We start from the raw sequence: 13,052 nt of genomic DNA on the forward strand, positions 1-13,052 counted from the left end.
GTTTTGTTCAGTAAGAAAAAAGCTTTATATTTGCACCCGCCTTATTTAAAAGGTAAATTAATTATAAAGCGAATAAAACACAATACTTATGTATGCAATTGTAGAAATAGCAGGGCAGCAATTTAAAGTAGCGAAAGACCAAAAGGTTTACGTACACCGCTTACAAGAAGAAGAAGGAGCGCAAGTTTCTTTTAGTAATGTTCTTCTTTTAGAAAGTGATGGTACTGTAACTGTTGGCGCCCCAGCTATCGAAGGAGCCGAAGTAACGGCTAAAATCTTAGGTCACTTACAAGGTGATAAAGTAATCGTTTTCAAAAAGAAACGTAGAAAAGGATACAGAAAAAAGAATGGTCACCGCCAAGCTTTAACTGAAATCCAAATTGAATCAATCGCAGCAAGTGGAGCTAAGAAAAAAGCAGCGCCAAAAAAGGCTTCAGCTAAAAAAGCAGCACCTAAAGCAGATGATTTAAAGAAAATTGAAGGAATTGGACCAAAAATTGCTGAAACTTTAGTTGCAGCAGGAGTTGTTTCTTTTGCTGACTTAGCAAAATCTGAACCAGCAAAAATTGCTGAGATTATTGCAGGAGTTCGTGGAAATCACGTAACTGATACTTGGCCACAACAAGCACAATTAGCAGTTGATGGTAAGTGGGATGAATTAAAAGAATTACAAGATAAGTTAGACGGAGGCGTAGAAAAATAAATCGTCATTGTTTAATCTATAATAACTTAAAACCATAATATCATGGCACATAAAAAAGGAGTAGGTAGTTCGAAGAATGGTAGAGAATCAGAATCGAAACGTCTAGGAGTAAAAATATTTGGTGGACAAGCTGCAATTGCAGGAAACATTATCATCCGTCAAAGAGGTACTACACATCACCCAGGTGAAAACGTATACATGGGAAAAGATCATACTTTACACGCAAAAGTGGATGGTTTGGTAAAATTCCAAAAGAGAAGAGATAATAGATCTTATGTTTCTATTGAGCCTTTTGAAGCTTAAGAAACAATTTCTTTAAAATATAAAGCTCTCAAACATTTTTGTTTGGGAGCTTTTTTTTACCCGTATTTTGTATCTTTGAATTTATGTACTTTATTTATAATATTCTTATTTTAATAGTTAGTTTATTCCTAAAACTAATAGCATTATTTCATAAAAAAATAAATCTTTTTGTGGAAGGTAGAAAAGAAACATTTCCTAAATTAACAAAAGCTATACAGCCAAAAGATAAGGTTATTTGGATACATTGTGCTTCTTTAGGAGAGTTTGAACAAGGGCGTCCAATTATTGAAAAATTAAAAACACAATATCCATTGCATAAATTAATACTTACGTTTTTTTCACCTTCAGGTTATGAAGTTCGTAAAAATTATAACGAAGTAGATGTGGTTTGTTATTTGCCTTTAGACTCTAATAAAAAGGTAAAACAATTCTTAGATATTGTACATCCTGAACTCGCTATTTTTGTAAAGTATGAATTTTGGCCAAACTTTTTAAGAGTGTTAAAATGTAGAAATATTAAAACCATATTGGTTTCGGGTATTTTTAGAAAAGACCAAGCATTTTTTAAATGGTATGGCGGTTGGATGCGTAAATCTTTAACAGCGTTTACACATTTTTTTGTACAGGATGAAAGTTCAGCGCAGTTATTACGAAAAATAAATTTTGAAAATGTAACGGTAAGTGGAGATACACGTTTTGATAGGGTTTTTGAAATTACACAACAAAATAACGAGTTGCGTTTTATTTCTGAATTTAAAAATAATCAATACACCTTAGTTGCAGGAAGTACTTGGAAAGAAGATGAGGAATTATTGGTGAATTATATAAATAAGCACGCTTCTGAAAATGAAAAATTTATTATAGCGCCTCATAATATAAATTCAAAAGATATTGAAGCATTAAAAAATACAATTTCTAAAAAGGTAGTTTTGTTTTCTGAAAAGGAGGGTGAAAACTTAAAAGAGTACCAGGTTTTTATTATTGATACTGTTGGAATTTTAACAAAAATATACAGTTATGCTTCTGTAGCATACGTAGGTGGTGGTTATACAAAATCTGGAATTCACAATGTGTTAGAACCGGCAACTTTTGGTGTTCCTGTTGTTATTGGCCCTAATTATTATAAGTTTAATGAAGCTATAGATTTGGTGAAAAACGAGGCTTGTTTTGTGGTTGATAATTCTCAAAAATTATCCGTACTTTTAAACGAATTTTTTCAAGAAAAACAAAAAAGAGAGCAGGCAGGTAGTAATGCCTATAATTATGTGGTAAGCAAAAAAGGAGCTACTTCTAAAATATTAAATTTCATAAAATGATAAGAGAAAAACTAGACAACTATTATTCGTTCGTGTTTGAAAAAGAATTAATGGATGAAATTGAACAAGTTGGTGTATATAAAAAATTACGCGATAATGAATTATTGGTTGATTTAGGTGATCAAATGAAAGGTGTTCCTTTATTGTTAGAAGGAGCTATAAAAATTGTTAGAGAAGATAAAAATGGTGAAGAGATATTGCTTTATTTTTTAGAAAAAGGTGATACCTGTGCAAGTTCTTTTGCAAGTGCAATTTCAAACGGAAAATGTGGTATACGAGCAATTGCAGAGAAAGAAAGTGAAATTATATTTCTTCCAAAAGAAAAATTGGATGAATGGTTGGTGAAATACAAATCATGGCGTAACTTCGTAATTGATAGTTATAATATTCGTTTGAATGAAATGATGGAAACTATTGATACATTGGCTTTTATGCGAATGGATGAGCGTTTGTATAAATATTTAACAGACAAGGCTCAAATTATGCGTGAAACTACCCTAAATACTACGCATCAAGACATTGCATATGATATGCATACATCTCGAGTTGTAATTTCAAGATTGTTAAAACAATTAGAGAATGAAGGAAAAATTAAGTTGCATAGAAACAAAATTGAAATTTTACAATTTTAATTAAAAGTAACTAAAGTTACATAGCGGCATAATTTATACCATATTTTTATAAAACTAACTAATTAATAAATTATGGAATTTATAACACAACCTTGGGCTTGGTATATTGCTGGACCCCTTATTGCGTTGGTCATGTTTTTACTATATTATTTTGGCGAACGTTTTGGTGTTTCATCCAATTTAGAAACTTTTTGTTCAATTGGTGGAGCTGGAAAATTTACAGATTACTTTAAAATTGATTGGAAGCAAAACTCTTGGAATTTAATTTTTGTTGCTGGGGCAATAACGGGCGGTTTTATTGCTGGTCATTGGTTGTCACCTAGTGATGCAGTAGCGTTAAATCCGCAAACAGTTCAAGATTTAGCAGACATTGGAATTAAAAATGCTGGAGCAACTTATTTACCTGATGAGATTTTTAGCGTAGAAACTATGTTGACCTTAAAAGGCTTTGTAATATTACTGTTAGCTGGTATTATGGTTGGTTTTGGAGCCCGTTGGGCCGGCGGTTGTACATCAGGTCATGCTATTGTAGGACTGAGTAACTTAGAATTACCATCGTTAATATCAGTTATTGGATTTTTTATTGGAGGTCTAGTAATGACTTGGTTTATTTTACCATTAATATTTTAAAAGAAGAATTATGAAATACGTAAAGTTTTTTTTGGTAGGGATACTCTTCGGAATAATAATGAGTAAAGCCGAAATAATTTCGTGGTATAGAATCTATGAAATGTTTAAATTTCAATCATTTCATATGTATGGAATTATTGGTTCAGCTGTGTTAATTGGAATGGTAAGCATGTTCTTGTTTCGAAAAAAAGTGGTAAAAACCTTTGAAGGTCAAGAAATACATATAGCACCAAAAAAGAAAGGATTGTACCGAAATTTATTAGGTGGAATTTTATTTGGCTTAGGTTGGGCATTGGCAGGTGCTTGCCCAGGACCAATGTTTGTGCTTGTAGGTAAAGGTGTAGTATCTATTTTAGTGGTTATTTTTGGAGCTACTTTAGGTGCGTTTTTTTATGGACTATTTAAAGATAAATTACCTCATTAAACAGTGTTGAAATGAAAATACATGAAATAGTCGCTACTAATTTTTCGAACATTTTTGAAACGAAATTGTTGAAAGAATTGTGTGATTACGGATTGTTAAAACATGCTGAAGAGGATCAAATAATTTTAGAGATACGAAGGGAAATTCATTTTATACCATTAGTAACTTCAGGCGTTGTAAAAGTGATGCGAAGAGATGGTAAAGGGAAAGGATTATTTTTATATTATTTGTCTGAAAACCAAACAAGTGCCATTGCTATTTCTTATGCCTTAGAAAATAAAAAAAGTGAAATTAGGTTAAAAGCAGAAAGTAATATAACTTATATTTCTGTGCCAGTGAAAGTAGTAAATTCATGGTTTCAAAAATATGATTCTTGGCGAGCATTTTATTTAAAAATGAATCATAAGCAAACGTCACTTTTATTAGAGGATATCAATGATATTGCTTTTGAAAATTTAGAATTTAGATTGGTTAAGTATATAGAATATACAAGCTTGGTTCATAATAGTACCACCATTCATAGAAAACATTTTGATATTGCAAGAGATTTAAGAGTTTCAAGAGAAGCTATTTCAAGGTTATTAAAAAAATTAGAAAAGGAAGAAATTATTACATTGGGAAGAAATAAAATTACACTAAATTAATGCAGTTAACAGATAAGTTTGGTAGAAAAATTTCGTATTTACGATTAGCGGTAACAGACCGTTGTAACTTGCGTTGCCAATATTGTATGCCAGCTCAAGGTATTAATATTGTTGAAAGAAAAGAGCTGCTAACTTATAAAGAAATGTATAGAATTACTCGGGTACTTTCAGAATTAGGTGTAAATAAAGTGCGATTAACCGGTGGAGAACCTTTTGTTCGAAAAAAATTTATAAACCTTTTAGAATCATTAGCGTTTAATGATAAGTTAGATGAAATTAATATTACAACAAACGGAGCTTTAATTTCTAAGCATATTGAAAAGCTTGAAGAGCTAAAAATCAAATCAATTAATTTAAGTATTGATAGTTTACATAAAGAAAAATTTGCACAAATTACAAGACGCGATGTATTTGAAAATGTATTTGACACTTTTAAATTGTTAGCAAAAAGTAATTTAAATTTGAAATTAAATGTTGTGGTTCAGTCTGGTTTTAATACCGATGAAATTATTGATTTTGTTGAGCTTTCAAAAAATAAAAACATTGCAGTTCGTTTTATTGAAGAAATGCCTTTTAATGGAAAAGGACAGCGAGAAATGAACGAAGAGTGGAATTACACCAAAATAATAAACCATATTCAAAATCATTATCCAGAAATTAATCCACTTCAATCTAAAAAATCTTCAACTTCAAAAAACTTTAAAATTCCAAATTACAAAGGTACGTTTGGAATTATTCCTGCATTTACAAGAACCATTTGTAACGATTGTAATAGAATAAGAATTACCGCAACCGGTATGTTTAAAAATTGTTTGTTTGATGGTGGTGTGTTTAATGTTCGTGATTTTATTAGAAACGGTGCAAGTGATAATGATTTAAAAGAACTGTTTATTTCAACAGTGCATAATAAGCCCGAAAATGGATTTGTTGCTGAAGCTAACCGAGATAATAATGTGTCAGAAAGCATGTCAACAATTGGAGGATAAAGGAATTCATAATTTGTTTAAATGGAATTAACAACCGTAAAAGAAGCATTAGCAATTATTTTAAATAATGCTGAAGATTTTGGAATTGAAGAAGTAGACTTTTTAAAATCTATGGGTCGCGTATTAAAAGAAAATATAGTTGCCGATAGAGATTTTCCACCGTTTAATAGAGTAAGTATGGACGGTATTGCTTTTTCTTCAGAAGCTTTTAATAGTGGTCAGCGTACTTTTAAAATTGAAGGTGTACAAGCAGCAGGTAGTGAACAAATGACTTTGCAAAATAAGCAGCATTGTATTGAAGCTATGACAGGTGCCGTGCTGCCAAATGGTTGTGATGTTGTTATTCAATATGAGTTGGTAACTATTGAAAATGGTGAAGCAACGGTTCATTTAGATAATGTTAAATTTTTTCAAAACATTCATAAAAAAGGTTTAGACCGCGGTGCTAATGAAGTATTAATACAAAAAAACACCTTAATTACTTCTGCAGAAATTGGTGTGTTGGCAACAGTTGGTAAATATAAAGTAAAAGTAGCAAAACAACCTAAAGTTATGATAGTTTCCACTGGAAATGAATTGGTTGAAGTTAATGAGAATCCGGCGGCACATCAAATAAGACGAAGTAACGTTTTCACCTTGATTTCTATACTAGAAAAATTACATATTAAAGCTGAAACGGCTCATATTTTAGATGATAAACACGTATTGCAAACAAAAATTGAAGGGTTTTTAAATACATACGATGTGTTTATTTTTAGCGGAGCTGTATCTAAAGGTAAATTTGATTTTATTCCTGAAGTATTGGATAATTTAGGTGTTAAAAAATTATTTCATAAAGTGAAACAGCGTCCTGGAAAACCGTTTTGGTTTGGGAAAAAAGCTAATAAAACAGTGTTTGCATTTCCAGGAAATCCGGTGTCTACTTTTGTAAGTTGTTTAAAATATTTTACACCTTGGTATCAAAAAAGTATGGGTGTTACTTTTGAAAACAGTCAGCAAGCAATACTTTCTGAAGATTTCTTTTTTAAGCCCGGTTTAACATATTTTTTACAAGTGAAATTAGCGCAGCAAAATGGAAAATTAATTGCAACTCCAGTTACTGGAAAAGGATCTGGAGATTTGGTAAATTTAGTAGATGCTGATGCATTTATAGAGTTACCAGCTGATAAAGCTAATTTTAGTAAAGGAGAAGTGTTCCCTGTTATTTCTTATAGATAAAATTTCTAAAAAGCATTGTTATTTACTTTTGAAGTGTACATTTGTTTTGAGTAAAAATTGTATTAAAATGAAAATTAGTTCAAACGTACTTTTCTGTTTCTTGTTTTTAAGTTTATTGAGTTTGAATGCTCAAACCGTAAAAGGAACTGATTCTATACAAGCAAAAATAGATGTGTATCCTAAAAAAACGCGAACACTATTGCAAAAAAGTATTGTGCCTGCAAGTTTAATAGGTTTAGGTTTACTCATAAATAATAGTGATTTTGAACGAAACCTTCAAAGTGATATACGTGATAAAGTGGGAGAAGATTACGAATTTCCAATTGATGATTACATTTTGTTTATGCCTGTTGCACAAATGTATGCTGCAGATGTGTTAGGTGTAAAAGCTAAAAACCATTGGTTTGATCAGTCAAAATATTTATTTATTTCAAATGTCATTTCAACCTCAATTTCAGAACTTTTAAAACGAACCATTACAAAAACAAGACCCGATGGAATTAGTCAGTCATTTCCCTCAGGGCATACAACTATTGCGTTTACAAATGCAGCGGTTTTGCAAAATGAGTTTCAGGAAACCGCTCCTGTTTTTGCCTACAGTGGTTATGCATTTGCGGCTACAACAGGTGTTTTTAGAATGTTAAACAATAAGCATTATTTATCTGATGTGTTGGTGGGCGCAGGAATTGGAGTTTTTGTAACTCAGTTGGTTTATCATTTTAAACCTTTAAAAAATTTCAATCCGTTTAAAAAATCAAAAGACATTTCATTCTTTCCACAGTACAAAGAAAATACTTACGGTTTTTATTTTAAATATACTTTGTAAGGTTTGTAGTGCTTAAAAAAGAATTCAAAAAACGTATATTTGAAGTTAGAATGGCAAGTTGTTTCAAAGTGAATTACGTTGGTGTTCAGGAAAAAATAATTTAGAGACTTATGGAAAATAAATTTTCTCATATCAATAAAAACAACCAACCAAAAATGGTGAATGTTGGTGATAAAAAAATTACCAAACGAAAAGCAACGGCAAAAGCAACCATGTTTTTGGGTTCTGAAATTATTGCGCATTTTCAAAATGATGAATTACGTACTAAAAAAGGTCCGGTTTTTCAAACTGCAATTATTGCCGGGATTCAAGCGGTTAAAAAAACTTCAGAATTAATTCCAATGTGCCATCCGCTATTAATTAATGGTGTTGATGTTACAATTGATATTGTAGATAGTGAACATATTGAAATTTTATGCACAGTTGCTATTGAAGGTAAAACAGGTGTTGAAATGGAAGCTTTAACAGGTGCTAATATTGCGGCTTTAACGGTGTATGATATGTGCAAAGCTATTTCACAAAAAATGATTATTAAAGAAATAAAGCTGATAGAGAAATCTGGAGGAAAAAGCGATATTAAAAATGGGTAAACATCAAAAACACGCAAAATTAAAGCTTCGTGATAATAACAATTTTGCACCTAATGAAATTTCATTGGTTGGTACAAATTGTGGTGTAATTTCAGAATTAGTGACATCTATTTCTGAAAAATTATCATCCTATAAATTGGGGTATTTTGATGCTTCACATAGTAAAGAAGCGCTGGTGTTACCTGTTGAAACGTATACATTTCAACATAAAGGAACAGCTGCTTTTTCATTAAATTCTAAAGTAAATAAATTCAACCAACGTATTCAGTTTTCGCAACATGATTTTGTGTTTATTAATGGAAACCATTACCAAGGTGAAAAACAAATTTTAATTTTAGATAACCAAAAAGAAGCTTCGGTAAAAAAGCGATTAGAGCAGTTAAATAACATTCAATTTGTGATAAAATTGAATGAGGAAGCTACTTATTTTGATTTTTTAGAAGCACACAATCCACAAATTAAAAATTTGATGTGTTACCATATTCATGAAATTGAAAAAATTTCAAAACACATTGAGAATTTAATTCAAGAAAAAATAGCACCTATTCAAGGTTTAGTGTTGGCTGGCGGAAAAAGTACCCGAATGGGGAAAGATAAAGGTGTTTTAAATTTCTTTGGGAAAAACCAGCGAGATGTTGCTATTGAATTGTTAGAAAAAAACAATTTAAAAACGTATTTATCAGTTAGAGAAGAGCAAGAAATTTCAATAAACAATAAAATTACCGATAAGTTTGTTGGCCTTGGACCTTTTGGCGCTATATGTTCTGCTTTTCAAGAAAATCCTGATGTGGCTTGGTTGGTAATTGCAACAGATTTACCTTTTGTAACAGATGAGGTTATTCAGTTGTTGTTAAAACATAGAAATCCATCAAAAATAGCAACTACAATTAAAGGAAAAGACAAGCAATTTCCAGAGCCTTTAATTACAATTTGGGAACCTAAAAGTTACACATTATTATTAAATTATTTGGCACAAGGATATTCTTGTCCGCGTAAAGTATTGATCAATTCAGAAGTTGAAATTGTTGAAATTGATGATAGCTTTATACGAAATATTAATACACCAGAAGAATTTAAAAACGCTTACAAAGAAATAAATGGCTAATATACTTCACATTGCAAACGGAGATCATACTGCTGAAATTTTAAAGAATACAACACTTGAAGGAGATATAATAGTTTGGAGAGAATTATTATGCGAAGGACCAACTTGTAATGAGGTTGGTAGTGATGAGTTTTGGAAAAAACGTTACGATTTTTTTGAAAATGAATTAAATGTTGCCCGAATAGAATATTTTGATAAAACCATTAAAGAAATTTTAAAATTAACAGATGTTCCTAAACAAACTGAAATTGTTTTATGGTTTGAATTTGATTTGTTTTGTCAGGTAAATTTAATGGCGCTTTGTTCATTTATCCTTCAAAATTTTAAAAAAGAAGTTACGTATAGCTTAGTTTGTACCGGTTATGTAAAAGGAAAAGATAGATTACAGTCACTGTCTGATTTTTTACCAAGTGAATATCCGGAGTTGTACAAAAAAAGAGTCACTTTGTCTAAAGTAAATTTAGAATTTGCAGATAGTTGTTGGCAAGCGTATGTTGAAAATGATATTGAAAAATTAAAGGAATTTAATTTTAAAAATAGAAAATTTATGTATTTACAAGCAGCAATGCATCAACATTTAAAACGCTTTCCTACTGAAAACGGACTGAATGAAATTCAGCAAAAAATAATTGAAATTATTGCTTCTGAAGCCTTAACAGAAAAAGAAATCATTCAAAAACTATTGATTTGGCAACATACCGAAACAGTTTATGGTTTTGGTGATTTACAATATATTGAAGCGCTAAAAAAATTACAAGAATATTACACCATAAAAGATTCAAAATATAGTGTAACTACAAAGGCAACAAAGCTACTAACAATAGAATGAACATATCAAAATCAGCATACTTTAAACGTCAAACTACGTTACCAGAAATAGGAGAAGAAGGTCAAAAGCAATTGCAAAAAGCAAAAGTTTTGGTGATTGGTTGCGGAGGTTTAGGAAGTCCAATTGCAATTTATTTGGCTACAAGTGGTGTTGGCGAGTTACATTTGGTAGATTTTGATACGGTTTCTATTTCAAACCTGCATAGACAAGTTTTTTATAAAACGAATGATGTTGGAAAATCTAAAGCAGCAGTTTTAGCTTCTGAAATTCAACAAAAAGCACCTTTTACCAACGTTACTTTTTTAGCAGAAGCCGTTTCAAAAAACAATGTTTTAGAGCTGGTTTCAAAATATGATGTTGTAGTTGACGGTACAGATAGCTTGCCTATTAAATATTTAATTAATGATGCTTGTGTATTGTTAAAAAAGCCATTGGTATATGGCTCTTTGTATAAATTTGATGGTTATGTAGCTACGTTTAACAAGCAGCTTGACGACGGAACTTTTAGTTGTAATTTACGTGATGCTTTTCCTAAAATAGCAACTGATGTTCCCAACTGTGAAGAGGCTGGAACAATGAATCCTATTGTTGGACTTATAGCGTTGTTACAAGTGAATGAAGTGCTAAAACTAATTACAAATACCGGGCAACTTTTAATAAATCAATTATTAATTTATAATGCGTTGGATAATTCGCAGTTTAAAATGAAATTGCGAAAAAATGAAACCATTGTTATTGAAGAAATTTTTAACAATTCAAATTATACTGAAGTATTTTGTGAAACTCAAGAGCCTTCACTATTGATTTCAAATTTAGAATTCAAGAAAAAAATAACTTCAGAAAATATAGAAATAATTAGTGTTTTAAATCATACAGATATTCCAATTCCGTTTAAAGTACATCAAAAAATTCCGTATAAAACATTCAATATTGAAGCGTTTACACCTAATTTCAACAAGTGTTATGTAGTAGTTTGTAAAAAGGGAATAAGTAGTTATGATATTACGTTAAAACTAAAAGAAAAATTTCCTTCACTGCAAGTTTTGAGTTTGGCTGAAGGAATAGAAAAATATTAAATGCAACAACCTAAAGAATTTTATAAAGAACAACAAGCTTTATTTGAGCAAGCGTCATCTAAATTAAAAAGCAAGTTAGCCGTCTCAAGTTTGTTGAGGTTAATTGTTTTTTTAGGAACCCTTTTTGGGGTTTATTTATTTTTTGGAAATATTCCTGTGGTACTTTCAATTGTGGCTGTTGGCGTACTTATTTTTGTGTTTTTATTGTACAAACACACTAATTTACAATACAGTTTTAAGCTAAAAAAAGCTTTAATTGATATTAATAAAACAGAACTGAAAGTTTTAAAAAGAGATTATTTGGATTTGGATGATGGAAGCCAGTTTTTGAATCCGAAGCATCCGTATAGTTTTGATATTGATTTGTTTGGAAGAGGTTCTTTTTTTCAATATAGTAACAGAACAGTAACGCTTGAAGGTACAAACAAATTGGTAAAAGAATTGACTTCAAATAAAATTGATGCCATTGAAGAAAAACAAGAAGGAATTCATGAATTAGCTGATAAACCAATTTGGAGACAGCATTTTTCGGCTATTGCTAATTTGGTAAAAGTACAACATTCAGCAAAAGAAATTGTAAGTTGGATACATAATTACAAATCGGTTTTTCCAAAGCAGTTGGCGTATATTCCATTAGTAGTTTCTATTATTTCTGTAGTTTTAATTGTATTGGTTGCAATGCGATTAATTCCAGATGTAATTCTACTAATTTGGTTTTTTTTAGGACTTGCAATTTCAGGAGTTTATTTAAAAAGAGTCAACAATTTGTATACAAAAGCTTGCAATGCAAAAGAAACATTTCAACAATATCATAAGCTATTAAATGAAATTGAAACAGCTTCTTTTACTTCTAAAATTTTAAAAAGAAAACAGCAAGAAATTCAAAATGAAAGCCAAAAGGCGTCCATTATTTTTAAAAGATACTCTAAATTGTTAGATGATTTTGACCAACGAAATAATTTACTGATTGGTATTGTAGGGAACGGCCTTTTTTTAAGAGACACCAACATTGCTTTTAAAATTGAAAAGTGGATTGAAACGTATAAAAATAACGTTGAGAAATGGTTTAAGGTAATTGCTTTTTTTGATGCTCAAAACTCATTGGCTAATTTTAAGTTTAACCATCCAGCGTATGTTTTTCCTGAGATTACTAAAAATATTGAGCTTATTAAAGCTAATAATTTAGGACATGCTTTGTTAAAAGAAAAACAGCGTGTTGATAATAATTTTACGATTGAAAATCAACAATTTTTTATTGTTACCGGTGCAAATATGGCTGGTAAAAGTACATTTTTACGTACCGTTTCATTAGCAATAGTAATGGCAAATATGGGATTACCTGTGTGTGCTAAACGTTTTGAATACAATCCAATAAAACTAATTACAAGTATGCGAACCACAGATTCGTTGGCTGATGATGAATCGTACTTTTTTTCAGAATTAAAGCGATTGAAGTTTATTGTAGATGAAATTAAAAACGATAATTACTTTATTATATTAGATGAAATTTTAAAAGGTACCAATAGTACTGATAAAGCAATTGGATCTAAAAAATTTGTTCAAAAGTTGGTGGCATCAAATTCAACCGGAATTATTGCTACCCATGATTTAAGTTTATGTGAGGTTGAGCAAGAATTAACAGCTGTTAAAAATTATTATTTTGATGCTGAAATTATTAATAACGAATTACATTTTGACTACCAATTGAAAAATGGTATTTGTAAAAACATGAACGCGTCATTTTTATTGAAAAAAATGGAAATTGTGTAA

At 30.4% G+C, this 13,052-nt stretch carries 15 protein-coding genes; all 15 read left to right on the top strand.

Going from position 1 to position 13,052, the window contains the following annotated elements; genetic code table 11:
- Nucleotides 1-88 precede the first annotated feature (88 nt).
- The 15 genes from rplU (at nucleotide 89) to ACFQ5N_RS05035 (ending at nucleotide 13,052) form a co-directional block, all read left to right on the top strand.
- Nucleotides 89-703, top strand: coding sequence for a 50S ribosomal protein L21 (rplU, locus tag ACFQ5N_RS04965; RefSeq protein WP_386808258.1), 615 nt, complete (start codon nucleotides 89-91; stop codon nucleotides 701-703).
- 42 nt (nucleotides 704-745) lie between these two features.
- Nucleotides 746-1,006, top strand: coding sequence for a 50S ribosomal protein L27 (rpmA, locus tag ACFQ5N_RS04970; RefSeq protein ID WP_386808259.1), 261 nt, complete (start codon nucleotides 746-748; stop codon nucleotides 1,004-1,006).
- A 170-nt stretch (nucleotides 1,007-1,176) separates the two neighbouring features.
- On the top strand, nucleotides 1,177-2,322 hold the full coding sequence (locus tag ACFQ5N_RS04975; RefSeq protein WP_386808261.1) for a 3-deoxy-D-manno-octulosonic acid transferase: 1,146 nt from the start codon (nucleotides 1,177-1,179) through the stop codon (nucleotides 2,320-2,322).
- A complete protein-coding gene (locus tag ACFQ5N_RS04980; protein ID WP_386808263.1) occupies nucleotides 2,319-2,954 on the top strand; it encodes a Crp/Fnr family transcriptional regulator in 636 nt (211 codons plus the stop codon). Before ACFQ5N_RS04975 ends, ACFQ5N_RS04980 begins: the two co-directional genes overlap by 4 nt.
- 72 nt (nucleotides 2,955-3,026) lie before the next feature.
- Complete coding sequence (locus ACFQ5N_RS04985) at nucleotides 3,027-3,584, top strand: YeeE/YedE family protein (RefSeq protein WP_386808265.1); 558 nt, start codon at nucleotides 3,027-3,029, stop codon at nucleotides 3,582-3,584.
- 10 nt (nucleotides 3,585-3,594) lie between these two features.
- Nucleotides 3,595-4,008 (top strand): DUF6691 family protein, encoded by a 414-nt coding sequence (locus ACFQ5N_RS04990; RefSeq protein WP_386808267.1) that lies wholly within the window; start codon nucleotides 3,595-3,597, stop codon nucleotides 4,006-4,008.
- Between the two features lie 11 nt (nucleotides 4,009-4,019).
- Nucleotides 4,020-4,652, top strand: a complete 633-nt coding sequence (locus tag ACFQ5N_RS04995) for a Crp/Fnr family transcriptional regulator (RefSeq protein WP_386808269.1) — start codon at nucleotides 4,020-4,022, stop codon at nucleotides 4,650-4,652.
- Nucleotides 4,652-5,638, top strand: coding sequence for a GTP 3',8-cyclase MoaA (gene moaA, locus ACFQ5N_RS05000; protein WP_386808271.1), 987 nt, complete (start codon nucleotides 4,652-4,654; stop codon nucleotides 5,636-5,638). The genes ACFQ5N_RS04995 and moaA overlap by 1 nt, the downstream gene beginning before the upstream one ends.
- 21 nt (nucleotides 5,639-5,659) lie before the next feature.
- Nucleotides 5,660-6,856: a molybdopterin molybdotransferase MoeA gene (locus ACFQ5N_RS05005; protein WP_386808273.1), complete on the top strand. Its 1,197-nt coding sequence runs from the start codon at nucleotides 5,660-5,662 to the stop codon at nucleotides 6,854-6,856.
- Nucleotides 6,857-6,923: 67 nt separating this feature from the next.
- Nucleotides 6,924-7,682, top strand: a complete 759-nt coding sequence (locus ACFQ5N_RS05010) for a phosphatase PAP2 family protein (RefSeq protein ID WP_386808275.1) — start codon at nucleotides 6,924-6,926, stop codon at nucleotides 7,680-7,682.
- Nucleotides 7,683-7,792: 110 nt separating this feature from the next.
- On the top strand, nucleotides 7,793-8,272 hold the full coding sequence (moaC, locus tag ACFQ5N_RS05015; RefSeq protein WP_386808277.1) for a cyclic pyranopterin monophosphate synthase MoaC: 480 nt from the start codon (nucleotides 7,793-7,795) through the stop codon (nucleotides 8,270-8,272).
- On the top strand, nucleotides 8,265-9,377 hold the full coding sequence (locus tag ACFQ5N_RS05020) for an NTP transferase domain-containing protein (RefSeq protein ID WP_386808279.1): 1,113 nt from the start codon (nucleotides 8,265-8,267) through the stop codon (nucleotides 9,375-9,377). The genes moaC and ACFQ5N_RS05020 overlap by 8 nt, the downstream gene beginning before the upstream one ends.
- Nucleotides 9,370-10,206, top strand: coding sequence for a DUF1835 domain-containing protein (locus ACFQ5N_RS05025; protein WP_386808280.1), 837 nt, complete (start codon nucleotides 9,370-9,372; stop codon nucleotides 10,204-10,206). The genes ACFQ5N_RS05020 and ACFQ5N_RS05025 overlap by 8 nt, the downstream gene beginning before the upstream one ends.
- The gene (locus ACFQ5N_RS05030; RefSeq protein ID WP_386808282.1) at nucleotides 10,203-11,282 is read left to right on the top strand and encodes a HesA/MoeB/ThiF family protein; all 1,080 of its coding nucleotides are present in this window, start codon (nucleotides 10,203-10,205) and stop codon (nucleotides 11,280-11,282) included. The genes ACFQ5N_RS05025 and ACFQ5N_RS05030 overlap by 4 nt, the downstream gene beginning before the upstream one ends.
- Entirely contained in the window at nucleotides 11,283-13,052 is a 1,770-nt protein-coding gene (locus ACFQ5N_RS05035) for a MutS-related protein (RefSeq protein ID WP_386808284.1), read from the top strand.

The organism is Lutibacter holmesii, from assembly GCF_042679665.1.
GTDB classification, from domain to species: domain Bacteria; phylum Bacteroidota; class Bacteroidia; order Flavobacteriales; family Flavobacteriaceae; genus Lutibacter; species Lutibacter holmesii.